Annotated in this window: 24 protein-coding genes; 11 read left to right on the forward strand and 13 right to left on the reverse strand. The window is 73.6% G+C overall.

The genetic code is table 11. The annotated features are described in order from the left end of the window. Positions 1–362: 362 nt before the first annotated feature. Positions 363–1,304, reverse strand: a complete 942-nt coding sequence (locus ABZ497_RS07425) for an EI24 domain-containing protein (RefSeq protein WP_359803873.1) — start codon at positions 1,302–1,304, stop codon at positions 363–365. A 207-nt stretch (positions 1,305–1,511) separates the two neighbouring features. Next, positions 1,512–2,969, reverse strand: a complete 1,458-nt coding sequence (locus ABZ497_RS07430) for an amino acid permease (RefSeq protein ID WP_359803874.1) — start codon at positions 2,967–2,969, stop codon at positions 1,512–1,514. A 273-nt stretch (positions 2,970–3,242) separates the two neighbouring features. On the opposite strand from ABZ497_RS07430, the gene ABZ497_RS07435 reads away from it, so the two are divergent. Then, entirely contained in the window at positions 3,243–4,484 is a 1,242-nt protein-coding gene (locus ABZ497_RS07435; protein WP_359804031.1) for a metallophosphoesterase, read from the forward strand. Between the two features lie 43 nt (positions 4,485–4,527). On the opposite strand, the gene ABZ497_RS07440 is transcribed toward ABZ497_RS07435, so the two are convergent. Together ABZ497_RS07440 and ABZ497_RS07445 are read right to left on the reverse strand one after the other, a co-directional pair. Continuing rightward, complete coding sequence (locus ABZ497_RS07440) at positions 4,528–6,777, reverse strand: MMPL family transporter (protein WP_359803875.1); 2,250 nt, start codon at positions 6,775–6,777, stop codon at positions 4,528–4,530. A gap of 180 nt (positions 6,778–6,957) precedes the next feature. Further along, the gene (locus ABZ497_RS07445) at positions 6,958–7,167 is read right to left on the reverse strand and encodes a hypothetical protein (protein WP_359803876.1); all 210 of its coding nucleotides are present in this window, start codon (positions 7,165–7,167) and stop codon (positions 6,958–6,960) included. A 155-nt stretch (positions 7,168–7,322) separates the two neighbouring features. On the opposite strand from ABZ497_RS07445, the gene ABZ497_RS07450 reads away from it, so the two are divergent. Both ABZ497_RS07450 and ABZ497_RS07455 read left to right on the forward strand, forming a co-directional pair. Then, positions 7,323–8,393 (forward strand): Ku protein, encoded by a 1,071-nt coding sequence (locus ABZ497_RS07450; protein WP_359803877.1) that lies wholly within the window; start codon positions 7,323–7,325, stop codon positions 8,391–8,393. A gap of 52 nt (positions 8,394–8,445) precedes the next feature. Continuing rightward, positions 8,446–8,727, forward strand: a complete 282-nt coding sequence (locus tag ABZ497_RS07455) for a hypothetical protein (protein ID WP_329486470.1) — start codon at positions 8,446–8,448, stop codon at positions 8,725–8,727. Positions 8,728–8,771: 44 nt separating this feature from the next. Here the strand turns inward: ABZ497_RS07455 and ABZ497_RS07460 are convergent, their stop codons facing one another. Together ABZ497_RS07460 and ABZ497_RS07465 are read right to left on the reverse strand one after the other, a co-directional pair. Next, positions 8,772–10,160: an NADP-dependent succinic semialdehyde dehydrogenase gene (locus ABZ497_RS07460; protein ID WP_359803878.1), complete on the reverse strand. Its 1,389-nt coding sequence runs from the start codon at positions 10,158–10,160 to the stop codon at positions 8,772–8,774. Positions 10,161–10,284: 124 nt separating this feature from the next. Next, a complete protein-coding gene (locus ABZ497_RS07465) occupies positions 10,285–10,569 on the reverse strand; it encodes a DUF6158 family protein (protein WP_352288819.1) in 285 nt (94 codons plus the stop codon). A gap of 241 nt (positions 10,570–10,810) precedes the next feature. Here ABZ497_RS07465 and ABZ497_RS07470 point away from each other — a divergent pair, with 241 nt between their 5' ends. After that, positions 10,811–11,809 (forward strand): adenosine deaminase, encoded by a 999-nt coding sequence (locus tag ABZ497_RS07470; protein WP_359803879.1) that lies wholly within the window; start codon positions 10,811–10,813, stop codon positions 11,807–11,809. 73 nt (positions 11,810–11,882) lie between these two features. On the opposite strand, the gene ABZ497_RS07475 is transcribed toward ABZ497_RS07470, so the two are convergent. The 4 genes from ABZ497_RS07475 to ABZ497_RS07490 form a co-directional block, all read right to left on the reverse strand. After that, positions 11,883–12,509 (reverse strand): vitamin K epoxide reductase family protein, encoded by a 627-nt coding sequence (locus tag ABZ497_RS07475; RefSeq protein ID WP_359803880.1) that lies wholly within the window; start codon positions 12,507–12,509, stop codon positions 11,883–11,885. Beyond that, the gene (locus tag ABZ497_RS07480; RefSeq protein ID WP_359803881.1) at positions 12,506–13,336 is read right to left on the reverse strand and encodes a thioredoxin domain-containing protein; all 831 of its coding nucleotides are present in this window, start codon (positions 13,334–13,336) and stop codon (positions 12,506–12,508) included. The genes ABZ497_RS07475 and ABZ497_RS07480 overlap by 4 nt, the downstream gene beginning before the upstream one ends. Positions 13,337–13,431: 95 nt before the next feature. Continuing rightward, a complete protein-coding gene (locus ABZ497_RS07485) occupies positions 13,432–14,091 on the reverse strand; it encodes a hypothetical protein (protein WP_359803882.1) in 660 nt (219 codons plus the stop codon). Between the two features lie 98 nt (positions 14,092–14,189). Then, positions 14,190–14,660 (reverse strand): SRPBCC family protein, encoded by a 471-nt coding sequence (locus ABZ497_RS07490; RefSeq protein WP_359803883.1) that lies wholly within the window; start codon positions 14,658–14,660, stop codon positions 14,190–14,192. A gap of 218 nt (positions 14,661–14,878) precedes the next feature. Between ABZ497_RS07490 and ABZ497_RS07495 the strand changes: the two genes are divergently transcribed. Beyond that, the gene (locus tag ABZ497_RS07495) at positions 14,879–15,748 is read left to right on the forward strand and encodes a DNA-formamidopyrimidine glycosylase family protein (RefSeq protein WP_359803884.1); all 870 of its coding nucleotides are present in this window, start codon (positions 14,879–14,881) and stop codon (positions 15,746–15,748) included. 47 nt (positions 15,749–15,795) lie between these two features. Here the strand turns inward: ABZ497_RS07495 and ABZ497_RS07500 are convergent, their stop codons facing one another. Beyond that, positions 15,796–16,650, reverse strand: a complete 855-nt coding sequence (locus tag ABZ497_RS07500; RefSeq protein WP_359803885.1) for an SAM-dependent methyltransferase — start codon at positions 16,648–16,650, stop codon at positions 15,796–15,798. A gap of 174 nt (positions 16,651–16,824) precedes the next feature. On the opposite strand from ABZ497_RS07500, the gene ABZ497_RS07505 reads away from it, so the two are divergent. The 5 genes from ABZ497_RS07505 (at position 16,825) to ABZ497_RS07525 (ending at position 22,136) form a co-directional block, all read left to right on the forward strand. Beyond that, complete coding sequence (locus ABZ497_RS07505; protein ID WP_359803886.1) at positions 16,825–17,763, forward strand: polysaccharide deacetylase family protein; 939 nt, start codon at positions 16,825–16,827, stop codon at positions 17,761–17,763. Positions 17,764–17,925: 162 nt separating this feature from the next. Further along, on the forward strand, positions 17,926–18,252 hold the full coding sequence (locus ABZ497_RS07510) for a hypothetical protein (RefSeq protein WP_359803887.1): 327 nt from the start codon (positions 17,926–17,928) through the stop codon (positions 18,250–18,252). A 156-nt stretch (positions 18,253–18,408) separates the two neighbouring features. Further along, complete coding sequence (locus tag ABZ497_RS07515; protein WP_359803888.1) at positions 18,409–19,488, forward strand: class I SAM-dependent methyltransferase; 1,080 nt, start codon at positions 18,409–18,411, stop codon at positions 19,486–19,488. A gap of 76 nt (positions 19,489–19,564) precedes the next feature. Beyond that, on the forward strand, positions 19,565–20,437 hold the full coding sequence (locus ABZ497_RS07520; protein ID WP_359803889.1) for a sulfurtransferase: 873 nt from the start codon (positions 19,565–19,567) through the stop codon (positions 20,435–20,437). A 163-nt stretch (positions 20,438–20,600) separates the two neighbouring features. Continuing rightward, positions 20,601–22,136: a M1 family metallopeptidase gene (locus ABZ497_RS07525; RefSeq protein ID WP_359803890.1), complete on the forward strand. Its 1,536-nt coding sequence runs from the start codon at positions 20,601–20,603 to the stop codon at positions 22,134–22,136. Positions 22,137–22,202: 66 nt separating this feature from the next. On the opposite strand, the gene ABZ497_RS07530 is transcribed toward ABZ497_RS07525, so the two are convergent. Next, a complete protein-coding gene (locus tag ABZ497_RS07530) occupies positions 22,203–23,654 on the reverse strand; it encodes a condensation domain-containing protein (protein ID WP_359803891.1) in 1,452 nt (483 codons plus the stop codon). Between the two features lie 176 nt (positions 23,655–23,830). Beyond that, positions 23,831–24,640 (reverse strand): class I SAM-dependent methyltransferase, encoded by an 810-nt coding sequence (locus ABZ497_RS07535; RefSeq protein WP_359803892.1) that lies wholly within the window; start codon positions 24,638–24,640, stop codon positions 23,831–23,833. 348 nt (positions 24,641–24,988) lie between these two features. On the opposite strand from ABZ497_RS07535, the gene ABZ497_RS07540 reads away from it, so the two are divergent. Further along, the gene (locus tag ABZ497_RS07540; protein ID WP_329492032.1) at positions 24,989–25,447 is read left to right on the forward strand and encodes a DinB family protein; all 459 of its coding nucleotides are present in this window, start codon (positions 24,989–24,991) and stop codon (positions 25,445–25,447) included. Positions 25,448–25,612: the final 165 nt, after the last annotated feature.

Below are 25,612 nucleotides of genomic sequence, written 5' to 3' on the forward strand. Positions count from 1 at the left end.
GGTACCTCGCCCCGCTCCTCGACGAGCTGCTCGGCGGTGTCCGGTGACCGCGCTGCCGCGTGTGGTCGGCCCCGAGCGCGCCGCGGGTCCGATCCCGTCGACCGACGGCCGGTCGACCGCCGGTCCGACGGAGCAGGGGGTGAATCGGCGCGGTGGCCTGCGTTCTTCGCCGTCCGCTCCGGGGCCGGCCACTGGGCCGGCACGGCCGGGCGGCGCCGCTCCGCGGCTGCGTGGGCGGACCACGGCCCGGCGACAACTATCGAGGGCAGTAGCAGCCCGGAGCCGTGTGGGCGGCTTCACAGCGAGGCGGCCCCGGTGCGACGCGCGGTGACCGGACGGTCACCGCTCCGCGCCCCCGGCCCTCAGTGGGAGGAGTACGGGTCCGGCCCCCCGTACGGCCGGACCGGCTCCGGGCCCGTCGCGTACGGGTTCCCCGGCACCGGCCGCTGCTCGCCGTACCCGGGCCCGTACCCGGGCACCCCGGGTGCCCCGCCCGCGTCGTCCGCCTGGTCCTGCTGCTCCTGCTGGTCCTGCCGGTCCTGCTCGTTCGGCTCGTCCTCGGCGTCCTCCACCGGCACCAGGTCGCGCGCCAGCAGGGTGGCACCGGCCACCGCGCCGGGCATCGCGAGGACGGTCACCAACGGGACGAGGAAGCCCAGGATCAGCGGCACGCCGAAGCCGAAGGCCAGCCCGAGCCGGGAGCGCAGCAGCCGGATCCGCTCGCGCTGCGGCACGCCGCGCCGCTGCAGGGCCACCGCCGTCAGCTCGACGGTGAGGAAGAAGCCGGACACCAGGAACCCGGCCACCGGCACCAGCGTCTGCCCGACCACCGGGATGAACCCGCAGGCGAACAGCAGGACGCCGAACCCGGCCACCCGGACCAGCACGTAGAGGCTGTCCCGCGCCGAGACGGCCAGCTCGCGCCAGAGCGGCACGTCCGGCGGGGTGGGCGCGCCGCCCTCGGTCTCGTCGACCTTCTCGCAGAGCGACTCGTAGAACGGCTGGCCGACCAGCAGCGTGACGGCGGTGAAGGTGATGACGGAGATCAGCAGCCCGCCGCCGAAGACGATCGCGGCGAGGGCGGTGCGCAGCAGGCCCTGCCAGGGCGAGCCCCAGCCGTCGGCGAACGGGGTGGCCCACTCGGCGAGCTCCTCCGACCAGCCGCCGAGGAACACCAGCGCCACCACGTACCCGACCAGGGTGATCAGCGCGGGCAGCATCCCGAAACCCCACCAGCGGCCGTGCCGGCCCACCCACTTCTGGCCCTTGGCCAGGTACCCCAACCCCGCTGCAAGATCTCGCATAGGGGGAAGGGTAGGGGCTGGGCGTCGGCGGGTCATCTCCGTCCCGTCCTGATCCGGTACCGGGGGCGGGCCCGCCGGGCACCGGGCCGGACATCGCACCACGCGCCGGAGACGGGCCCGGCCCCCGGGCGCCGGGCCGGGAAACGCCACCGGGCCCGGGAGCCTCCGCAACGGCTCCCGGGCCCGGCGTGCGGGCGGCGCGACGGCTCAGGCAGCCGGCGTCACTGCCGCAGCCCGTCGCCTGCGGCCCACCACGGCCGATGCCGTCAGCACGATGGCTGCGGCGACCAGCGACAGGTACATCTGCTTCCGCCCGTCGGCGTCGGTGAACATGTACGCCATCACGAAGCCGATCATGCCGATCGCGGTCCAGGTGAGGTAGGGGTACAGCCACATCCGGACGGTCAGGCGCTCGGGCGTCTCGCGCTCGATGATCTTGCGCATCCTCAACTGGGAGAAGCAGATCACGAGCCAGACGAAGAGCGCCACCGCGCCGGAGGAGTTGAGCAGGAAGGAGAAGACGGTGTCGGGGGAGGTGTAGTTGAAGAACACCGCCACGAAGCCGAAGACCACCGAGACGAGGATCGCGATCCGCGGCACGCCGCGGCTGGTCACCGAGGCGAAGGCCTTGGGGGCGTCGCCGCGCTGGCCCAGCGAGAAGGCCATCCGGGAGGCGGTGTACATCCCCGAGTTGAGGCAGGAGAGCACGGCGGTCAGCACGATCACGTCCATCACCTGGCCGGCGCCCGGGATGCCGACGTGCTCCAGCACGGCGACGTAGGGGCTGCCCTTGACGGCCGCCGAGTCCCACGGGAGCAGGGTCACGACCAGCAGGATCGAACCCAGGTAGAAGATGCCGATGCGCCAGATCACACTGTTGGTGGCCTTGCTGACCGCCTTCTCCGGGTCCTCCGACTCGCCGGCGGCCAGGGTGACGATCTCGCTGCCCATGAAGGCGAAGACCACGGTGAGCATGCCGGTGAAGACCGCGCCCACACCGTGCGGGAGGAAGCCGCCGTGGCCGGTCAGGTTCTCCGTGCCGACCGCGTGGGTGCCGGGCAGCAGCCCGAACGCGGCGAGCGTGCCGATCACCAGGAAGGCGGCGATCGCCACCACCTTGATGCCGGCGAACCAGAACTCGAACTCGCCGTAGGAGGCCACCGAGAAGAGGTTGGTGGCGGTCAGCACCGCCATCACGATCAGTGCGAACGCCCACTGCGGCACGCCGGGCATCCAGTTGTTGAGGATCTTCGCCCCGGCGGTGGCCTCGACGGCCAGCACCACGACCCAGAAGAACCAGTACAGCCAGCCGATCGAGAAGCCGGCCCAGCGGCCGAGCGCCCGGTCGGCGTAGGCCGAGAACGATCCGCTCTGCGGGTCGGCCGCCGCCATCTCACCGAGCATCCGCATGACCAGGACGACCAGCACGCCGGCGAGGGCGTAGGAGAGCAGGATGCCGGGGCCGGTGGCCGCGATGCCCGCGCCGGAGCCCACGAACAGGCCGGCGCCGATCACGCCGCCGATCGCGATCATCGACAGGTGGCGGTTCTTGAGCCCGGCCTTCAGGTGCCCGTCGGCGCCCTGACCGTGCTGGAGCTGCTTCTGCTGCTGCGGAGCGGCATCGGCCGGCGGCGAGCCGGCCGAGGTGGTGGTTTCCGCACTCATCGAGGGTGCCTGTGCCTTTCCCGCGCGGCTGCCCCTCGGCTCGAACGCCGGAGGGTGGGGGACGGACCCGCGCATTGCGGTGCAACTTAACTTCTACCTACGAGTATCGGAACAAGGCCTTCGGAAATGTTCGCTCAGCGGACACAAAGCGCCAGGTCAGAGCGGGTGGACCGGGGTGGTGGAAAGCTCAAATCTGACACAGCGCCAGCCGGTCCGGCGGCCTCGGGGGCCGTCGTCGGCGCCGGCCGGGCGGGCGTTCATACTGGCGGCGTGATGATCGTCCTCGTGGTGATCGGCGTCCTCGCCGTCCTGGCCGTGCTGGCCCTCGCGCACTGGTACCTCTGGCGGCGCCTGGTGCGCGACGTCTCCGCTCCCGGCAGTCGGTGGCGCCGGGCGGGCACCGTGCTGGCCGTCGTGCTGCCGCTGCTCTCGCTGGGCGCGCTGGTCGGCGGGCGGGGGTTGCCGATGTCCGTCGAGCGCTGGCTGGCCTGGCCGGGCTACCTCTGGCTGGCGGTGCTGCTCTACCTGCTGATGGCGGTGGCGGTCGGCGAGGCCCTCCGCCCGCTGCTGCTGCGGCTGCCGCGGCCGCGGGCGGTGACCCCGCCGGAGCCGGTGGCCGCCCCCGCGGCGGCGGACGGCGACGGAGCCGAGCCGGCGGCCGCCGAGCCGGTGCCGACCACCGCGCCCTCGCCCGGGCGCCGGCTCTTCGTCGCCCGGACGCTCGCGATCGGCGCCTCCGGCGCGGCGGCCGCCGTGGTCGGCACCGGCACCTACGGGGTGCTGCGCGGGCCGCGCCTGAAGCAGGTCACCGTGCCGCTGGCGAAGCTGCCCGCGCGGGCGCACGGCTACCGGATCGCCGTGGTCAGCGACATCCACCTGGGCCCGATCCTCGGGCGTGAGCACACCCGGCGGATCGTCGACACGATCAACGGCGCGCAGCCCGACCTGATCGCGATCGTCGGTGACCTGGTGGACGGCTCGGTCGCCGAACTCGGGCGTGCGGCGGAGCCGCTGGCGCAGCTGCGGGCGCGGGACGGCGCGTACTTCGTCACCGGCAACCACGAGTACTTCTCCGGCGCGGCCCCGTGGGTGGACTTCGTCCGCGAGCTGGGCGTCCACCCGCTGCAGAACGCCCGGGTGGAGCTCGCCGGGTTCGACCTGGCCGGGGTCAACGACATCGCCGGGCGCACCGAGGGCGACGGCCCGGACTTCGACAAGGCGCTCGGCGACCGCGACCGGGCGCGCACCTCGGTGCTGCTCTCGCACCAGCCGGTCACCATCCACGACGCCGTCCGGCACGGCGTCGACCTCCAGCTCTCCGGCCACACCCACGGCGGCCAGCTCTGGCCGGGCAACTACCTGGCCGAACTGGCCAACCCCACCGTCGCCGGCCTGGAACGGTACGGCGACACCCAGCTGTACGTGACCCGCGGGGCCGGGGCATGGGGCCCGCCGGTCCGGGTCGGCGCGCCGTCCGACATCACCATCGTCACGCTGGCCTCGCTCCAGGCCTGAGCCCGGCAGCCCGGCCCGCCCGGCCAGCGCCGCCCCGCTACCCTCAGGCCCGCTCGCCCTCGCCCTCGGTGTCGAGGTGCGGGAGCACCCGGTCCAGGAAGCGGGGCGTCCACCAGGCGGCGGGGCCCAGCAGGGTCATCACGGCCGGGACCAGGAGCAGCCGGACCACGGTGGCGTCGATCAGCACGCTGACGGCCAGCCCGAGGCCCATCATCTTGATCACGATGTTGTCGCTCACGATGAAGGCGGCGAACACGCTGACCATGATCAGCGCCGCGCAGGTGATCACCCGGGCGGTGATCTCCAGGGCGTGGGCCACGCTGCCCCGGCTGTCCCCGGTGCTCAGCCAGGCCTCGTGCACCCGGGAGAGCAGGAAGATCTCGTAGTCCATGCTGAGGCCGAAGACGATGGCGAACATCATCATCGGGACGTAGCTCTCGATCGGGACCGTTCCGGCGACCCCCAGTGCGGGCCCGCCCCAGCCCCACTGGAAGACCGCCACCAGGACGCCGTAGGAGGCGGCGATGGAGATCAGGTTGAGCACGGCCGCCTTCACCGCGATCAGCAGGCCCCGGAAGACGGCCAGGATGATCAGGAAGGCCAGGCCGACCACCACCGCGATGATCGGCAGCAGCCGGGCGGCCACGATGTCGGCGAACTCCACCTGGGCGGCCGTCGTGCCGGTCACATAGGTCTTGGCGCCGCTCCCCGCCACGGCCTGCGGCAGGACGGTGCCGGAGAGGTGCCCGACCAACTGGGTGGTCTGCTCGTCCTGCGGCCGCTGGGCGGGGGTGACGGTGTCGAACAGCACGTCGCCGTCGGAGCTGGTCTGGAGCGGGGTGACGCCGGAGGTGTCGGGCGTGCCGGCCAGCGCCTGCTGGACGGAGCTCAGCAGCGCCGGCCGGGCGTCGGCCGCGACGGCGCTCTGGTCGACGACCACGGTGATCGGGCCGTTGGAGCCGGGGCCGAAGGCGTCGGACATCAGGTCGAAGGCGCGCCGGTCGGTGAAGGTGGTCGGGTCGGCCCCGTCGTCGATGTGGCCGAGCTGGATGGAGAAGAGCGGGATGGCGAGGACGCCGACGACGACCACCCCGGCGGCCAGGAACCACCACGGGCGGCGCTCCACCCGCTGGGCGTAGCGGTGCCACGTCCCGGTGATCTCCTCGCCGGGCGCGACGCCGGTCTCGGCGACCGGCGAATGCACCGTCCAGCGGTCCATCCGGCGGCCGATCAGGCCCATCAGGGCCGGGAGCAGGGTGAGGGCGGCGAGGACGGCGGAGATCACCGTCACCCCCGCGGCGGCGCCGAGCTTGGCGATGAAGTTGACCCGGGAGACGACCAGACCGGCCAGCGCGATCACCACGGTGCAGCCGGAGACCAGCACCGCCCGGCCGCTGGTCGCCACGGCGTGCCCGGCGGAGGCCACCGGGTCCTTGCCGTCCATCAGGCCCTGTCGGTGCCGGGTGAGCAGGAAGAGCGCGTAGTCGATGCCGACGCCGATGCCGATCATGGTCGCCAGGGTGGGGGCGACCGTGGCGAAGGTGGTGGCGGCGGCCAGCAGGCCGAGCACCCCGAGGCCGACGACGGCCCCGATCAGGGCGGTGACCAGCGGCAGGCCGGCCGCGATCACGCTGCCGAAGCCGATCAGCAGAACGACGATCGCGACCCCGAAGCCGATCAGCTCGCTGACCCGGTCGTCGGCCACCGGGCGCGCCAGTTCGCCCAGCGGCCCGCCGTACTCGACCTCCACCCCGGCCGCCCGCAACGGGGCGACGGCGGTGTCGACGCCGTCGAGGTAGTCGTCGCCGAGGGTCGTGGGGTTCACGTCGAAGCGGACGGTGAGGTAGCCGGTGAGGCCGTCCGCGGCGAGCGGTCCGCCGGGCGGGGAGGGCTGGCCGGCCGGCGGCAGCGGACTCTGCGCGGACTGCACGTGCGGCAGCGCGCTCAGCGAGCCGACCACCTGGTCGATCTGGCTCTGGAACCCGGTCAGTGACTGGCTGTCGTGGAGCACCACCTGGGAGCTGGTGCCGCCGGCCGCCGGTTCGTGCGCCTGGAGGACGTTGCGGCCCTCCTGCGCCTGGGTGTCCGAGAGCGAGAAGTCGTCCGAGAACGTCCCGCCGACCGCCCGGTCGATCACCTGGACGCCGGCCAGGGCGACCAGCCAGAGCACGATCACCAGGACCGAGTGGCGCGCGCACCACTCGCCCAGTCGCCGCAGGGCGCCGCGCCGGGGCGGTTGCGGGGGGCGGGCCGGGCCGGGGACGCGGGCGGGGCCGCCCGAGGACGAGGGCATGAACGCTCCTGGGGCCGGGGGTGACGTTCCGTCACGCCTGGTCGGGCGGGACCACGGAGTCCCGATGCTAGGGAGCGGTGCCGGGCGATCCGGGGCGATCACCCGCTGACACGCCCCGGTGCCTCCGTTCGGCGGGTCCAGCCCGGGCCCGTCGGCCCGCCCCCGCGCCCGGCCGGAACCTCAGGCCGGGCGCAGCTCCAGCAGGACGATCCGCGCGCCCTCCGGCCGCCCGGTGAGGCGGGCGGCGAGGATCCGCGGGATGTCGCTCTCCTGCGAGTACCCGGGCACCACCGTGACCTCCGCCCGCCGGACCCCGGGCTCCCCGGCCACGGCGTACGACACGACGTACGTGGTCCGCTCCGGCGGCGGGGGCGGGCGCGTCCCCGGCATGGCGCCACCTCCTCGGCTCCCGCCCATTGTCCGCCGGTCCGGCCCGGTCCGGCCCGCCGCGTCGGCCCGGACCGGGACCGTGTGGCCGATCGGGGTGAATCCGGGCACAGTGGAAATCTCCGGGAGGGGGACCGTCCGGGAAGGGGCGACACCCCATGCAGACCACCTGGAAGGGGACGATCAGCTTCGGGCTGGTCAGCATCCCCGTCCACCTGTACTCCGCGACCCAGGAGCACGACGTCCCGCTGCACCAGGTGCACGCGAAGGACGGCGGCCGGGTGCGGATGAAGCGGTACTGCGAGCAGGAGGGGAAGGAAGTCCCCTACGCGGAGATCGCCAAGGGCTACGAGTCACCCGACGGGCGGACCGTCACCCTCACCGACGAGGACCTCGCCGAGCTGCCGCTGCCCAGCAAGAAGGTCATCGACGTGCTGGCGTTCGTGGACGCGGCCGAGATCGACCCGCTGATGTTCTCCAAGGCCTACTACGTCGGTGTCGCCGACAAGGCCGCCGCCAAGCCGTACGCGCTGCTGCGCGACGCGCTCACCGAGTCCGGCCGGATCGCGGTCACCAAGATCGCGCTGCGGACCAGGGAGTCGCCGGCCGTGCTGCGGGTGCACGACGGGACGCTGGTGCTGCAGACCTGCATCTGGCCCGACGAGGTCCGCCCGGCGGCCGGGATCGCGCCCGACGAGCAGGTGACCGTGCGGCCGCAGGAGCTGAAGATGGCCCGCTCGCTGATGGACACGCTCTCCGAGGACTTCGACCTCTCCCAGCTCCACGACGACTACCAGCAGGCGCTGCAGCAGGTCATCGAGGCCCGGATCCAGGGCGTCGAGGTGCCGCACGAGGAGGAGCCCGGCGAGGCTCCGGACAACGTCATCGATCTGATGGCGGCGCTGCGCAGCAGTCTCAAGGAGGCCAAGGGCGCCCATCGCGGCCGCCGGGCCGGGCCGGGCGCCGAGCCGGAGGCCGGCCCGGCGGTGGAGGAGCTGCCCCCGGTGGAGGCCCCGGCACCCCGCAAGCGCGCGCCCGCCGGGAAGGCGCCCGCCGGGAAGGCGGCGGCCAAGAAGGCGACGGCTCCCGGGACGGCCACCGGCCGGGCCACCGCGGACCGGGCCGCCACCAGGGCCACCACCAGGGCCGCGGCCGGCACCGCGAAGCCGGCCGCGGCCGCGAAGAAGACCACCAGCAGGAAGTCCGCAGCTCCCCGCAAGGTCTCGTGAGGCCTTGGTGAGCTGATCACCGGCAGTCCCCGACGTCCGGAGGCGATCCCAGATGGACCTACTGACCTACAAGGCGCTCGACACCGGCCCCGACGCGCCGCGGCACCCGAGCCTGGCGCACCGGGCCTGGCACGGCCTGCTCAGCCTCGGTCCGACGGCCGTGGTGCTGATGCTCGCGCTCTCGCTCGGCCTCGGCGCCGTCGGATCCCAGGTGACCTCGCTGCCCTGGCTGATCGTCTTCAGCATCGTGTGGGGCGTCACGCTGATCGCGCTGTGCGGCATGGTCGCCCGGTGGATGACGCCCGGCCAGGGCAGGCACCGGATGGCCGCCTGACCCGGGGCCGGGGCGGGGCCCGGACGGCCCCGCCCCGGCCGCCGTCAGGCCACCCAGACGGTGGTGATGTTGCAGAACTCCCGGATCCCGTGGCCGCTCAGCTCGCGCCCGAAGCCCGAGCGCTTGACGCCGCCGAACGGCAGGGCCGGGTGCGAGGCCGTCATGCCGTTGAAGAACACCCCGCCGGCCTGGATGTCCCGGACGAAGCGCTCCTGCTCGGCCGGGTCGGTGGTCCAGACGTTGGAGCTGAGCCCGAAGGGCGTGTCGTTGGCCAGCGCCACCGCCTCGTCCAGGTCGGCGGCCTCGTAGACGGTGGCGACCGGGCCGAAGGTCTCCTCCAGGTGGATCCGCATCGCCGGGGTGATGCCGGTCAGCACCGTCGGCTCGTAGAACCAGCCGGCCTCCCGGCCCGCCGGGCGGCGGCCGCCGCACTCCACGCCGGCCCCGTGCGCCCGGGCGTCCTCGACCAGCTCCTCCAGGTCGTCCCGCCCCTGGCTGCTGGCCATCGGGCCGACCTCGGTCGCCTCCTCCATCGGATCGCCGACGGTCAGCGCCCGCATGGCCGCGGTGAACGCCTCGGTGAACGGCCGGTACACGGCGGTGTGCACGATGAAGCGCTTGGCGGCGATGCAGGACTGCCCGTTGTTCTGCACCCGGGCCCGGACGGCGGTGGCCACGGCGGCGTCCAGGTCGGCGCTCGGCAGGACCACGAACGGGTCGCTGCCGCCCAGCTCCAGCACGGCCTTCTTCACCTCGTCCGCGGCCGTCGCCGCCACCGCCCGCCCGGCGGGCTCGCTGCCGGTCAGTGTCACCGCCGCCACCCGGCGGTCGCGGATCACGCCCTCCACCGCGCCCGAGCCGATCAGCAGGGTCTGGAAGCAGCCCTCCGGGAACCCGGCCCGGCGGAACAGCTCCTCCAGGGCCACCGCCGTCCGGGGGACGTTGGACGCGTGCTTCAGCAGGCCGACGTTGCCCGCCATCAGAGCCGGCGCGGCGAACCGGATCACCTGCCAGAACGGGAAGTTCCACGGCATCACGGCCAGCACCGCCCCGATCGGGCGGTAGCGGACGTAGGCCCGGGCGGCCCCGGAGTCGGCGACGTCGGCCGGGGCGGGGTGCTCGTCGGCGAGCAGCCCCTCGGCGTTCTCGGCGTACCAGCGCATCGCCTTCGCGCACTTGGCGGCCTCGGCGCGGGCGGCCGCCAGCGGCTTGCCCATCTCCTCGGTCATCGTGCGGGCGACGGACTCCAGGTCCGCGTCCAGCAGGTCGGCGGCGCGGCGCAGCAGCTCGGCGCGGTACGCGAAGGAGGTGGTGCGGTAGGACTGGAACGCCGCCTCGGCGCGGGCCAGCCGCTGCTCGATGCCGGCGGCGTCCAGCGCTTCGAAGGTCTCCAGGGTCTCGCCGGTCGCGGGGTTGACGCTTGCGATGGCCATGCGGTGGGCTCCCAGGTGTCCGTGGGGGATTGCTCCGGAGTCGTTGCTCCACCCTGGCCGACACCCCGCCCCGAGCGCACCACCGCCGCCCGGCGTGTCCCGCCGGACGCCGGCCGCCGCGGCCTCACTCCGGCAGCGACTCCACCCGCGCCGCGGCCTCCCGGGCGCGGGCGCCCGCCCTGGTCCGGCCGGCCGTGACCAGCCGGTTCGGGAACCGGTGCAGGTACTCCGCCTCCAGCTGCCCGGTCCGCAGGGTGTGCCGCTTCAGGGCCTCCTCCGACCCGTACAGGAAGGTCTCGTGCCTGGTCCGGTGCAGCTGCTCCAGCTCGTGCAGCAGGGTGTCGTTGCCCAGGGCGTGCGGGGAGATCCCCGCGGGCCTGGTGTGCGGAGCGTCGTCCGGGTGCCGCATGGTCCACTACCTCCTCGGCGCGAATCCCCCCGTACCCGGGTGCCCCCGACCGCGGCCGGTACACCGGCGTGCCGAGGGGACTCCCGTACCGGCAGTGTCGTCGCCCCCGGGGGCTTTCGCGAGGCGTGCGGCCCGGCCGCCGCCCACGGGGGCCCGGCGAGGTGGTGATCGGGTGACCGGATCGTACGATGACTATCCCGACGTCCCTTCCTTTCCCTCTCAGAATCCGGAACGATCACCCATGCCGCTGCCCAAGGCCGAACTCCACCTGCACATCGAAGGCACCCTGGAGCCGGAACTCGCCTTCGCGCTCGCCGCGCGCAACGGCGTCACGCTCCCGTACGCCGACACCGAGGAACTCCGCCGGGCCTACTCCTTCAGCGACCTGCAGTCCTTCCTGGACCTCTACTACGCGCTGATGACGGTGCTGCGCACCGAGGCGGACTTCGCCGACCTCGCCGACGCGTACCTGGCCCGGGCCGCCGGGCAGGGGGTGCGGCACGCCGAGATCTTCTTCGACCCGCAGGCGCACACCGCCCGCGGGGTGCCGCTGGACGTGGTGGTGGAGGGCCTCGGGCGGGCCCTGGACCGCAGCGAGGAGCGGTACGGCGTCAGCACCCGGCTGATCATGTGCTTCCTGCGGGACGAGTCCGCCGAGTCCGCGCTGGAGACCTTCGAGGCCGCCCGGCCGCACTTCGGCCGGATCACCGGGATCGGACTCGACTCGGCGGAGGTCGGCAACCCGCCGGCCAAGTTCCGCGAGGTCTACCGGCGCGCCGCCGAGGCCGGGCTGCACCGGGTCGCCCACGCGGGGGAGGAGGGCCCGGCCTCGTACGTCACCGAGGCCCTGGACATCCTCGGGGTCGAGCGGATCGACCACGGTCTGCGCTGCCTGGAGGACCCGGCGCTGGTCGACCGCCTGGTCCGCGAGCAGATCCCGCTCACCCTCTGCCCGCTCTCCAACGTGCGCCTGCGCTGCGTCGACACGCTGGCCGACCACCCGCTGCCCGCCATGCTCGCGGCCGGCCTGCTGGTGACCGTCAACTCCGACGACCCGGCGTACTTCGGCGGCTACGTCGACGACAACTTCCGTGCGGTGGCCGGGGCCCTCGCGCTCGCGCCCGAGACGCTGCGCCTGCTCGCCGCCAACTCCTTCCGCGCCTCGTTCCTGGACGAGGACCGCCGGGCGGCGCTGCTGGCCGAGGTGGCGGCCTACGCGTTCGAGCCGGCCGGCGTCTGAGCCCCGACTCCGGGGGCATCGATTCCAGAGGCACCGGCTCCGGGCCGCGACGGGCCCGGAGCCGGCGGGAGGCTCAGACCAGCGTGCGCCAGTAGTACCAGAACCGGTCGAGGATCAGCAGCACGATCACCGCGTACCAGAGCGCCGGCACCACCCAGTGGTAGCGGGCGGCCTCCCGCACCACCGGGCGCAGGGCGCGCGGGGTCGGGATCACGCCGGTGCGCAGATTGTGCAGGGTGGTGTACCAGAACAGCGGGATCATCGTGGCCCAGACCACCATGCAGTACGGGCAGAGCGCGCCGATCCGGTACAGCGCCTGGTACATCAGCCAGGTCACGAAACCGATCCCGAACACCGTCCCGGCCTGGAGGCCGAGCCAGAACCAGCGCCGGTACGTCGCCCCGGCCAGCAGGCCGGCGCCGATCGCGATCACCACGGCGAAGCCGACCAGGCCCAGCAGCGAGTTGGGGAAGCCGAAGGCCTCGGCCTGGTCGCTGCGCATGATCGAGCCGCAGCTGATGATCGGGTTGATGTTGCAGTTGGGGACGTACGACGGGTCCTCCAGCAGCCGGATCTTGTCCAGTGTGAGGACGGCCGAGGCGAAGATCCCGATCGCGCCGCCGATCAGCAGCAGGAGCGCGAACGGCCGGCTCACGCCGTGGCCGCGCGCGGGTGCGGCGACCGTACCGGCGGGCGTCACCCGGTCACCTGCTTGACCATCGCGGTGAAGCGCTCGGGAGTGACGGGCGCGCCGTTCGTGAAGACGTCGAGCTTGGTACCGTCCAGCTTCACCGTGGGGGTGCCGGTGACCCCGCTCTTGTCGAAGGCCTTGTTCACCTGGTTGGCCCACGGGGCGTAGGTGCCGTCCTGGACGGCCTTCACGAAGGCGTCCGTCTTCAGCCCCGGGACCTGTTCGGCGAGCTCCAGCAGCCGGTTCGCGTCGGCGAAGCCGTCGTTGCGCTCGTCGGGCTGGTTGGCGTACAGCACGTCGTGGAACTGCTTGAACTTGTCGACGCCCTCGTTGAGGGCCGCCCCGGCGGCGGCCAGCGCGGTGCGAGAGCCCTTGCCGCCCAGGCCCTGGTCCAGGAACGTCGCCAGGTGGTACTCGATCTTGTAGGTGCCGTCGTCGGCGAGCTGCTGGACGGTCTTGCCGTTGGTGGTCTCCAGCTGCTCGCAGTACGGGCAGCGGAAGTCCTCGTAGATCTCCAGGGTGTGCGGGGCGTCGGCCCTGCCGTAGGTGATCACGGTGCCGTCGGCGCCGCCCGCGTTGGCGGGGACGACCAGCGGCCCGGCGGCGGCGGTGTCGGCCGGGCCGGAGGAGCCGCCGACCGCGAAGGCCACACCGGCGGCCAGCGCCAGCACGGCGGCGGAGGCGGCGCCGACGATCGTCCGGCGGCGGATCCTCGCCGACCGCTCGGTGCGCTCGCGCTCCTCGCGCATCCGCTCGGTGGCGGCGCGCCGGGCCTCGCTCCTGGCGGCCCGGGTGTTCGTCGTCCTGGCGTTGATCGGCTGGGGCTTCTTGCTCATGGCGGGTGTCGTCCTGTGCTCTCGGTCGGTGACGGGCGGGCGCGCACGGGCGCGCGGCGAGAACGACCGGCCGGGAAACGCTCGGGAGAGTGCTCTCAGCAGGCCGGGACGGGCACCGGAGGCCCACGACGGACGGCGGGGCTGAGCAGCACGTCCTCGACGGGGACGCGCACGCGGCTGGCGCGCGGGAACGGCATCCGCACCAGCGGCCGGGCCGGGACGGGCGCCGCGAGCAGCAGCAGCCAGTGGCCGGCGGCGGCCGGGAAGCGCCGGGCGAAGTCGCCCAGCACCCGGGCGGAGGCGGCGAACGCGCTCAGCGCGGCGTCCGCGCGGCGCAGCCAGAAGGCGGCGGCCAGGGCGATCGCGCCGTGCAGTGCCAGCAGCACCAGCAGGCCGGCGGACCGGGAGACACCGTGGCCCAGCAGGATCCCGCCGAGCGAGCCGCCGCCGCACAGCAGCGGCTCGAAGCCGCGCGCGGAGCCGGGCGGGAGCGAGGGACAGGTGTTCTGGGCGAAGTCGAACAGCGCGCTCAGACCCAGCTCCAGCGGCAGGAAGACCGCCGCGATCGCCGGGAAGCCGCGCTCGGATCCGGCCAGGGCGAACGCCACCGCGAAGACGGCGCCGCCGGCCACGGCCAGCGTGCCGAGCGGCAGCGGGCGTCCGGTGACCAGCACCTGGCCGAGCCCGGCGAGCAGCACGACCAGCGCGGCGAAGATCGCCGCGCGAAGCGTCCTGGTGGCCGGGCCGGTACTCATGGCATCCGAGTCTGCCACAGGTTGAACGGTGGACGACCTGGCCGACGGGCTCCTGTGAAGATCCTCACCACCGGCTCTGAGCTGGGCTTATTCGATCCTTATCGAGGGCTCTCGGCAGCCGGCCCGGGGTGGGCGGCGGCCGTCCGGGCCTCGACGATCTCCCGGAACAGCTCGAGGTCGGCACGGACCACCCGCTCGATCGCACCGGCCTGGGCGAAGCCGCGAGGCCCGCCGAACACCTGCTGCACCGCCTCCGGGTCGTACTCGACGCGGATCTGCAGCCGGGTGTGGCTCCGGTCGAGCGGGAGCAGCGCGAACGCGCCGTGCAGCCGCGGGCCGTTCAGCGTCCGCCAGGCCATCACCCGGCCCCGGCCCCGGTCGGTGATCTCGGTCTCGACGTCGCGCTCGGTCCCGCCGATCTCCACCCCGAGGTGCGCGAGGCTGGTGCCGTGCGGGTAGGCGCTGCGCACCCCGCCCACGAACCGCGGGTAGTCGTGGACCCGGTGCAGCTGCTCCCAGGCCGCCAGCACCGGGGCATCGATGTCGATCTGCTCTTCGAGCGTGCTCATGAGGGGGCCGGACCTTCCCGGGCTCGGGCGCTGCGGTGGTGCGGGGCACCTCCAGCCTGCGCCCACCGGCCGCCGCGGGGCAACGAGAGCGGCGGTAACCGGACAACCGGGACGGCCGGGACGACCGGGACGGCCGGGAGGACCGGACGACCAGGAGGACCGGACGACCGGGAGGCGACCGGCGGGCGGGGGCCGGAGGTCTGCGCGAGACTGGGCGCATGCCGGAGCTGCCCGAGGTCGAGGCCCTCAGCGCCTTCCTGTCCGAGCGGTTGACCGGGCGGGTGATCGCCCGGGTGCAGCCGGTGGCCATCAGCGCCCTGAAGACCTACGACCCGCCGGTGACGGCGCTGGAGGGGCGGACGGTCGGCCCCGTCACCCGGCACGGGAAGTTCCTCGACATCGAGGCCGGCGGCCTGCACCTGGTCGTCCACCTGGCCCGGGCCGGCTGGCTCCGGTGGAAGGACAGCCTGCCGGCCGAGCCCCCGCGCCCGGGCGGGAAGAACCCGCTGGCCCTGCGGGTGCGGCTGGAGGGGCCCGACGGGGACGGCTTCGACCTCACCGAGGTGGGCACCAAGAAGGGGCTCGCGGTGTACGTGGTGACGGACCCGGCCGCCGTCCCCGGTGTCGCCCGGCTCGGCCCGGACCCGCTGGACCCGGGCTTCACCCTGGCGGACTTCACCGCCCTGCTGAGCGGCGAGCGCCGCCGGCTGAAGGGCGTGCTGCGGGACCAGGGCGTGCTGGCCGGGGTCGGCAACGCCTACTCGGACGAGGTGCTGCACGCGGCCCGGATGTCGCCGTACAAGCTGGCGTCGAGCCTGACGGAGGACGAGAGGGCCCGGCTGTTCGAGGCGCTCGGCGCCACCCTGCGCGACGCGGTGGAGCGCTCCCGCGGGCTGGCGGCGGGGGACCTCAAGGCGGAGAAGAAGCTCGGCCTGCGGGTGCACGGCCGGACCGGGCAGCCGTGCCCGGTCTGCGGGGACACCGTGCGCGAGGTGTCGTTCGCCGATTCCTCGCTGCAGTACTGCCCCACCTGCCAGACCGGCGGCAAACCGCTCGCGGACCGGCGGCTGTCGAGGCTGCTGAAATAGCGGGGCCCCCGGGGCCGGTCCGCCCCGGGGGGTGCCGACGGGCGCGCCTACGGCTTCCGGGCGACGCCGCCCCAGTAGTAGGCGGCGGTCGGGTCGGCCGGCGGCTCGCCGTCCGGGCGCCAGCCCATCACCGGGGCGACCCCGGGCTCGATCAGCTCCCAGCCGTCGAAGAACGCGGCGACCTCGTCACGGGTGCGCGGGACGAGGGTCATCCCGCCGGCCCGGGCCGCCTCCGCGACCTTGGCGACGCTCGCCGGGTCGAAGTCCTGGGTGGGGTGGGTGAGCGCCAGACAGCTCCCGCTGGGCAGCGCGTCGCGCAGCGCGGCGACCTTGGCCCACGGGTCGTCCTCGTCGGCGACCAGCATCAGGACGGCGATCATCAGCAGGCCGACCGGCCGGTCGAGGTCCAGCGTGGAGGTGAGCGCCGGGTCGCCGAGCAGTTCGGCGGGCTTGCCCAGGTCGGCGTGGATGTAGGTGGTGCGGCTGGCGGGCGTGGAGACCATCAGTGCCCGGGCGTGGGCGAGCACGATCGGGTCGTTGTCGACGTAGACCACCCGGGTGCCGGGGCTGACCGCCTCGGCGATCTCGTGGGTGTTGGGCGAGGTGGGGATGCCGGTGCCGAGGTCGAGGAACTGCCGGATGCCCTGCTCCCGGGCCAGGTAGCGGACGGCGCGGCCCTGGAACGCCCGGTTCTCCTTGGCCATCGCCTTCACGCTGGGGACGGCCTGCTCGATGGCCTGTCCCATGGCGCGGTCCGGCGGAAAGTTGGTCTTCCCGCCCAGCCAGTAGTCGTACACGCGTGCGGAGTGCGGAGCGCTGGTGTCGACGCCGAAGCGCTGCCACTCGCTCAGCTCGACGGCGTCGTCCTGGGCCTGGTCGGAGAAGTCCTGACTTGTCGTCATGGCCACGTCCTCTGAAGACAGATCATCACACTGGGGAGGTCAGCGTAGCGGTCCGGTCGGGGCGGTGGTCACCCGGTCCGCCGGGGTGCGGTGGGGCTGGGCCGTCGGAGTGATGCTGGGGGCCGTCGGAGTTGCCGGTGGGAGGCGTGACGGTTCGCGGGGGAAGCATCGATCATGCTGTCTGATCGTCAGATTACTTCGCGTAGATTGCTACTGGTCGCGGCCGGGATGTCGCTGCTCGGGGTCGCCGGTTGCCGGGGGTCGGAGGGGGTGGACGGCGCGGCCGCCGCCGCGCCGGGTGCCGAGGCCGCCGGTGCGGCCTCGGACGGGCCCGCCGCCGTGCCCGCCGCCGCCGCGACGGCTTCGGCCGCCTCGGCCCCGCCCTCCGCCGCTCCCTCGCCCGCCCCCTCCGCCTCTGCCTCCGCGGCCGGCCCCGCCTCGGCGCCCGCCGCCCCCGCCTCCTCCGCACCCGCCGCCTCGGTCGCGCCGGTCGCCGCGCCCCGGGTGCTGACGGCCGCCGAGAGCAAGCCGGTGTACGAACTCGACGCCGAACGCCGGGTGGTGGCCCTCACCATCGACGACGGCCCGGACCCGCGCCACACCCCGACCGTGCTGGCCCTGCTGGAGCAGTACCGGATCAGGGCCACCTTCTTCCTGATCGGCGAGAACGCCGTCGAGCACCCCGGGCTGGTCCGGGAGATCGCGGCGCGCGGCCACCACATCGCCAACCACACCTGGACCCACCCGGATCTGCGGAGCCTCTCGGAGGGCAAGGTGCGCGACGAACTGGAGCGCACCTCCGACCTGCTGAACCGGACCACCGGGAAGCCGCCGACCTGGTTCCGCGCGCCCGGCGGGGACTGGTCCACGGCCGCGCTCAAGGTCAGCGCCTCGCTCGGGATGCGGTCGATGGGGTGGTCGGTGGATCCGCGCGACTGGGCCAGGCCGGGTACCTCGGTGATCACCGAGCGGATCCTGAAGGACGTCCGGCCGGGCGCGATCGTGCTCAACCACGACGGCGGCGGCGACCGTTCGCAGACGGTGGCCGCGCTGAAGGCGTACCTGCCGGTGCTGATTGACTCCGGGTACTACTTCACCGCACCGCCGGGGTGAGGACGCATGTGCGGGGGAGTGGTGCCAGGTAGCGGCATTTCCGTCTAAACCACTCGAAAGAGTGGATTGGAAGAACCGTTTCTGCGCTTTTTGGGCTTCTAGGGTGTTCTCGCATCAGTTACCCCGGTACCCGTGGGTACCGCCCTGAAAGGCCCCTCCCCCATGCGTCTCCGCAACGCCACGCTCGCCGCCGCCAGCGCCATCGCCCTCGTCCTCGCGGTACCCGCCTCCGCCGGTGCGGCCACCGGTGACTTCCTCTACAAGGTCGGCCGCGGGGCGCAGACCGGTCTGGCCGACCCGGTGCGCGGCGAGTGCGTCGACCTCCCGGGTGCCACCACCGGCGTTCCGGTCTTCGCGCCCGAGAACCACACCCGCTCGACGGCCACGGCCTACCTCGACTTCGACTGCGCGGGCGACGTCTTCTTCGTGATGCTCCCGGGCAAGAAGTACGGCAACCGGCTCCACCTGCGGTCCGTCGTCTTCTCCTGAGCCGGCCGACCCCGGTGGGCGCGGGGCGGCCCGGTCGTCATCGCCGGGCCGCCCACGCCGATCCGTGGGGCCGCCGCCGACCGGCCCCGGCCGGGCGGGCGGCGTAGCGTGGCTGGGGGAGGGGTTCGCGTCGGCTCCGACGGCGGAGGAGGAATGATGTCCGCTTCGGCACTCGATCCGGTCCGGCAAGAGGAGTTCGCGGGGCGCACCCTGCACCTGCTGAACGACGCCTGCCTGGGATTCATGGCCAGCATCGGCCATCAGACCGAGCTCTTCGACACCATGGCCGGGCTCGCCCCCTCGACCAGTGAGGAGATCGCCCGCGCCGGCGGGCTGAACGAGCGCTACGTCCGGGAGTGGCTGGGCGCCATGGTGGTCGGCGGGATCGTTGACTACGACCCGCAGCGGTCCACCTACGCGCTGCCGCCCGAGCACGCGGCCTCCCTGACCAGGGCGGCCGGCCCGGACAACATGGCCGGGCTGATGCAGTACCTGGCGCTGATGGGCGAGGTCGAGCAGCAGGTGGTGGAGGCCTTCCGGAAGGGCGGCGGGGTGCCCTACTCGGCGTACCCGCGGTTCCAGGCCCTGCAGGGCGAGGAGTCGCGGCGGGTGTACGACGTGGCCCTGGTGGAGGCCATCCTCCCGCTCGTGCCCGGGCTGACCGAGCGGCTGCGGGCCGGGATCGACACCCTCGACATCGGCACCGGGCAGGGGCACGCCGTCAACCTGATCGCCCGGGCCTTCCCCGAGAGCCGCTGCACCGGGGTCGACATCTCGGAGGCCGGCATCGAAGCGGCGCGGGCCGAGGCCGCCGAGCTGGGCCTGGCCAACGCCCGCTTCGAGGTCGCCGACTCCGCCGCGCTCTCCGGCTCCTACGACCTGGTCACCGCCTTCGACGTGATCCACGACCTGGCCCGCCCGGCCCGGACGCTGGCCGCCGTCGCCGGTGCGCTGCGGCCGGACGGCGTCTTCCTGATGGGCGACATCGCCGCCAGCAGCCGGCTGGAGGAGAACATCGACCACCCGCTCGCCCCGGCGCTGTACGCGCTGTCGACCTTCTACTGCATGACGGTCTCGCTCGGTGAGGGCGGTGCGGGGCTGGGCACGGTCTGGGGTGAGCAGACGGCCCGCCGGATGCTCGCCGAGGCCGGGTTCGGTGCGGTGGAGACGAAGCGGGTCGAGGGCGACGTGCTCAACCTGTACTACGTGGTGCGGCCGGCCGGGGCCGAGGGGTAGCGGACACGGCGGGCGGGGGTGGCCGGGCTCTGCGGTCGGACGTAGGTTCGAAGAGTCCGAGTGAAGGAGGGCAGCGATGACCGGCAACGGCTACGCACACCCCGAGGCGCTGGTCCCCACCGAGTGGCTCGCCCGGCACCTCGACGACGGCACCGTCCGCATCGTCGAGGTGGACGAGGACACCGCGGCGTACGGGCAGGGGCACATCCCCGGAGCGGTGGGCTGGAACTGGACCACCGACCTGCACAGCCGGGTGGGCCGCGACTACGCCGACCGCGAGGGCGTGCAGCAGCTGCTGCGCGCGGCCGACGTGGAGGACGACACCACCGTGGTGCTGTACGGCGGCAACGACAACTGGTTCGCCGCCTACGCCTACTGGCTGCTGCGGCTGCGCGGCTTCGGACCGGTGCGGCTGCTCGACGGCGGACGCAAGAAGTGGGAGCTGGAGGAGCGGGAGCTCAGCCAGGAGGTGATGGACTACCAGCACAGCGCCCTCCGGCTGAGCGGGCCCGAACACCCCGAGGTGCGGGCGCTGCGCGACGAGGTGCTGGCCACGGCCGAGGTGTTCGCCAAGCCCGGCACCGACGCCGTCCTGGTCGACGTCCGCTCGCCGGCCGAGTACCGGGGCGAGGCACTGGCCCCGCCGCACCTGCCGCGGGAGCAGGCTCAGGTGCCCGGACACATCCCCGGCGCGGTGAACATCCCCTGGTCGCAGGCGGCCAACGACGACGGCACCTTCCGGTCCGCCGAGGAGCTGCGCGCGCTGTACGGCGGGCAGGGGGTCTCCCGGGACCGCGAGGTGATCGCGTACTGCCGGATCGGGGAGCGCTCGGCGCACACCTGGTTCGCGCTCACCGAGCTGCTCGGGTACCCGGACGTCAAGAACTACGACGGCTCGTGGACGGAGTACGGCTCGCTGGTGCGGGCGCCGGTGGCGCTGGGGGCGTGAGGCCGGGTCGGTCCGGGTCGCGAGCGGTCGGGGGTGACGGGCGCGCGGCGGCGCCATGTCGGCTCATTTCTTCTCATGAACATTTCATCCCGGAGGAGTGGGCCGGGGCCCGCCGGGACAGGGATCGATCCGACCCACTGTCCCAGTGACCCCGGAGACCGCCTTGCGCAAGAGAATGCTCGTCCCCGCCGCCGCCGGCGCGCTCGCCCTGCTGCTGACCGTCCCCGCCTCCGCCGCCCAGGGCGGCCCGGGCGCCGCGGGCATCGGCGACACCTACTACCCCAACGCCGGCAACGGCGGGTACAACGTCTCGCACTACGACATCCGACTCAAATACCAGCCCGTGACCGACGAACTGGAAGGCACCACCACCATCCTCGCCACCACGACTCAGGACCTCACCCGGTTCAACCTGGACTTCGTGCTCGGCGTCAAGGAGATCCTGGTCAACGGCCGCCCGGCCGCGTTCGCCGCCACCGGCGAGTCGGAGCTGGAGATCACCCCGGCCCGGCCGCTCGCCAAGGGCAGCCCGGTGACCGTGGTGGTCCGCTACGCGGACAAGCCCGGCGAGGTGAAGCGCGACGGCTTCTCCGCCTGGCTGCGCACCCCCGACGGCGGCGTCGCGGCCAACGAGCCGGAGAGCGCGCCCTGGTGGTTCCCGAGCAACGACCACCCGACCGACAAGGCCACCTTCGACGTCTCCGTCCTGGTGCCCGACGGCACCCAGGCGATCAGCAACGGCCTGCTGACCGGCCAGAGTTCCAAGGCCGGCTGGACGCGCTACAACTGGCGCGAGGCCAAGCCGCAGGCGACCTATCTGGCCACCCTGGCGATCGGCAAGTTCGACATCAGGACCGACACCACGCCCGGTGGGCTGCCGGTCACCACCGCCTACAGCAAGGACCTCGGCGACAACGACGGCGCGGCGCGGGCCAGCGTCGAGCGGACCGGCGAGGTGGTGGACTGGCTGAGCGGCTACTTCGGCGCGTACCCGTTCGACTCGGTCGGCGGCTACGTCCCCAACGTGAGGACCGGCTACGCCCTGGAGACCCAGACCCAGGTGTTCTACAGCCCCGCCCAGTTCTCGCGCGGCGCCAACACCGCCGTCGTCGTGCACGAGCTGGCCCACCAGTGGTACGGCGACAGCGTCTCCGTCCAGCGCTGGAGCGACATCTGGCTCAACGAGGGCTTCGCCCGCTACGCGCAGTGGCTCTGGTCCGAGCACGAGAACGAGGGCACCGCACAGGAGCTCGCCGACTACGTCTACTCCTTCTACCCGGCCGGCGACGCCTTCTGGACGGTCAGGCCGGGCGACCCGGGGCCGGACCACCAGTTCGCCGGAGCCGTCTACGACCGGGGCGCGGTGGCCATCCAGGCGCTGCGCAACGCCGTCGGTGACGAGAAGTTCTTCAAGATCCTGAAGGGGTGGCCGACCGAGCGCCGCTACGGCAACGCCACCATCCCGCAGTTCCAGGCCTTCGCCGAGCGGATCTCCGGCAAGCCGCTCGGGGAGCTCTTCAACACCTGGCTGTTCACCGACTCGAAGCCGGCCCTCTCCTCGGCGGGCGTCCCGGCGGCGTCGGCGCCCGGCGCGGCCGGCGCGCCGGCCCTGGCGCCGACGGCCAAGGCGCAGCTGCCGGAGCCGAAGTCGTGGAAGAAGATCCAGGAGACCAACTCGGTCCACGAGCAGGGGCACTGACGCACCGGCCCGGCCGACCGGTGGAGTGGTCGGCCGGGCCCCCGTGCGGGGCGGCGGCGCGGGTGGTCAGGAGGCGGGCACGGCCAGGGCCGGGGCCAGCGCCCGGGCCTCGCTGAGGATCAGGGCCTCGACGCCGTAGAGGAACCGCTCCATCGCGGGGCGGGGGAGCACCGAGCTGTCCGCCGTCATCGCGAGCTGGAGCGCGTCCGGGGTCTGGAGCGCGTCCAGGGCGTAGGAGAGGCCGGGGCGCGGCGGGAACTCGACCGGCCAGGTGAGGGTGGTGCCGGCGTCGGCCGCCCCTGCTCCGGCTCCGGGGTCGTGGTCGGACCCGGACCCGGGGTCGGAGCCGGGCCCGGGGTCGGAGCCGGGATCGGACTCGGTGTCGGGCGCGGCGAGCATCGACGGGAGCAGGTCGCGGGTGTCGTTGAAGACGCAGGAGCGGTCGGCGAGCGGACCGTGCTCGGCGGTCAGCCGGGCGATCTCCTCGTCCAGCAGGCGCTTGTTGTAGTAGGCGTGCCGGTAGGTGGCGATCGAGGCGGCATGGGTGCGGCGGACGGCGTCACCGAACTCGCCGTCCGCGTCCGGCAGATGGAACAGGCCGTCGCCGGCCACCGGGCTCACCGCGGAGGCCAGCCCGGGCAGGAACCGGTTGTTGACGATCACCTGGAGCACCGCGTCCGGAGAGCCGGAGAGCCGCGCGGTCATCACCGCCACCGCGGCGAGCAGCACCGAGGAAGTGCTCGCCCGGTGGCCGGCCGCGACCGTGTCGACCGCCCGGAGCAGCGCCGGGGAACTGAGCACGGCGTTCGGGAAGGGCTCCGGCGCGTGGGTCGCGGCGGGCGGGAAGAGCCGCGGCGGCCCCAGCCGTAGCTTGCGCACCACATGGGCGCGGGCGTTCACATCGCGCCGCAGACCGCGCGCGGAGGTCTGGAACTCCGCCTCTTCGAGCGGTTGCTGGGCGCCGCGGAGGGTGCTGATGGCTTCCACCGAGGCACCCTGCGCCAGCTCGCTGAGGTCCAGCACCAGCAGGCCCATGCCCGCGCCGTCCAGGGCCGTGTGGGAGAGGACGAGCGCCATGTGCCGGACCAGCCCGGCCGTCTCGACCAGGCCGACGCGTATCGGCCACTGCGCGGTGCAGTCGAAGGGCAGCGCCGCCAACTCCTCGTGCAGGGCGGCGCCGACCGCGGCGAGGTCGGCCGCGTCGCCGTCGCACCGGCGGGTGTGCACGATCAGCCGGCCGGCCGGGTCGACGATCTGCCGCAGTCGCCCCCGGTCGTCCTCGACGAGCCGGGTGCGCAGCGAGTCGTGCAGCTGGAGCAGGCCCTCCAGGGCGCCCAGCACGACCGCCACCGGCAGGCCCGGGTCCAGCGGGGCGGAGGCCGTGATGTTGTAGCGCGGCGCGTCGGCCGGAGCCAGCCGGCCCACGGCGTCCCAGATGGCCTGCTGGCCCCAGGTGGCCGGTCCCGTGCCGGATCTGCCGGACGAGAAGTCGATCTCCAGTTGCTGACTCGTGGTCACCGTGTGCTCTCCGATGTGCGGTGGTGGAAGCGGCGCGGTGCGGCTGCGTCGCCTCCTCGGCATGGGGCGGTCGGTGCGGTGGGAGCGCGTGTGTTGCCAAGGGAAGAGTGTGGCGCACCGCCATGGTCACGTCGAGCCTCGGATGTCGGCCGGGGGCGCCGCCCGGTGCGGTGCGGTCAGACGCGGGTGGCGGTGACGAGGTGGTAGTCGAGCAGGCCGCTCTGCCAGGCGGCGAGGAAGTTGCGGGCCCAGTGGCCGGGCGGCACGGTGTCCTTCAGGTAGCGGTCCAGACCGGGCCAGACGGCGGTGCCGATCGACTCGGCGGTGACCTCGCTGAAGCCGGCGGCGGTGAGGTCGTCGGTGAAGGCGGCGAGCGGGTGGGCGACGTCCAGGCCCTCGGCGAAGCTGCCGAGCAGGATGCTGAGCCGCTCGGCGACCTCCGGGCCGGAGCTGAAGAAGGTCGTCACGGCCAGCCGGCCGCCGGGGCGCAGCACCCGGGCCGACTCGCGGGCGAAGCCGGTCAGTTCACGGAAGTGCTGGGCCGCCTCCACGGAGTAGAGGCCGTCCAGGGCGGCGTCCGGGAAGGGCAGGTCGTCCGCCGCGCCCAGGCTGTAGGCGAGGCGGTCCGGGAACGTCGCCAGCGCGCGGGCGTTGACCGCGCGGGCGCGCTCGACCTGGTCCGGGTGGATGTCGACGCCCGTCACCGCGGCGAAGCGGAACTCGCAGAGCGCGAGGGCCGCGCCGAGGCCCCGGCCGCAGCCCACCTCGGCCAGCCGCAGCCGCTCGGTGGGGGCCGGGAACGCGCGCAGCACCCGGCGGTACAGCTCCTCCTGACTGCGGATGCGGTCCTCCGGGGTGGGCGCGTCGGTGTCGATGCCGCTCCAGTCGCCGAAGTTGATGAATCCGCCCGCGAAGCTGGGGGCCTGACTCAGGTCGTCGACGCCGTACGTCCGTCGGACGGTCGCGGGAATGCGGTTGTGGTCCATCGCTGCTCGGCTTCCTCGTGAGGCGGGCGCCCGGACCTCGGGCGCGCCGAGGTACGTACCCAAACCGGTCGGCGTCCGAACGCGGACCGTGACGAATGAGGCCTGGGAGGTACGGCGAGTGACGGCGTGTTGACGGGGCCGGGCCCGCGGTGCGGGGCGGACGGGAATATCGGGTGGACAGCGGGGCCGGGATGGGCCTGGGATGGGAGCGGTGCCCGGCCGGGGTGCCCGCACCCACCCGACCGGGAGACCGAGATGACCGAGACGACCGAGACGACCACGACGACCACGACCACCGGGACGACCGACGCACGGGTCGCTCCGCCGCTGACCGGGGGCGAGCGCGAGATGCTGCGCGCGTTCCTGGACTACCACCGGGCGACCCTGGCGATGAAGTGCGAGGGGCTGACCGAGGAGCAGTTGAAGCAGCTGTCGAGCCCGCCGTCCACGCTGAGCCTGCTCGGGCTGGTGCGGCACATGGCCGAGGTGGAGCGGACGTGGTTCCGCCGGGTGATCGGCCGGGAGGACGTCCCGCTCGTCTGGTCCCCGGAGGGCGACTTCCAGGTGGCGTACGACGCGGCCGCCGCCGACCGCGGCGAGGCGTTCGCGGCCTGGACGGCGGAGGTCGAGCACGCCCGGCGGATCGAGCGGGAGGCGGAGTCGCTGGACGTCACGGGCTACATGCCGAAGTGGGGCGCGGACGTGTCGCTGCGGCTGGTGATGCTGCACCTGATCCACGAGTACGCCCGGCACAACGGGCACGCCGACTTCCTGCGCGAGGCGATCGACGGAACGGTCGGCGCGTAGTGGCGCTCCCGCCGGGGCGCGCGGAACGACCCGGGCGGGTGACGGGGTGTGTACGGAGCACTGCCGCCCGGGCCGGGTGGCCGACGGTCGGTCCGCCACGGCGCCGGGGGCGGGCGAGGTGGTCCCGGCGCAGGTCGCGGACGTAGTTGAACGCTGCACGGGGTG

This window comes from Kitasatospora sp. NPDC005751, assembly GCF_040630835.1.
Lineage (GTDB): Bacteria > Actinomycetota > Actinomycetes > Streptomycetales > Streptomycetaceae > Kitasatospora.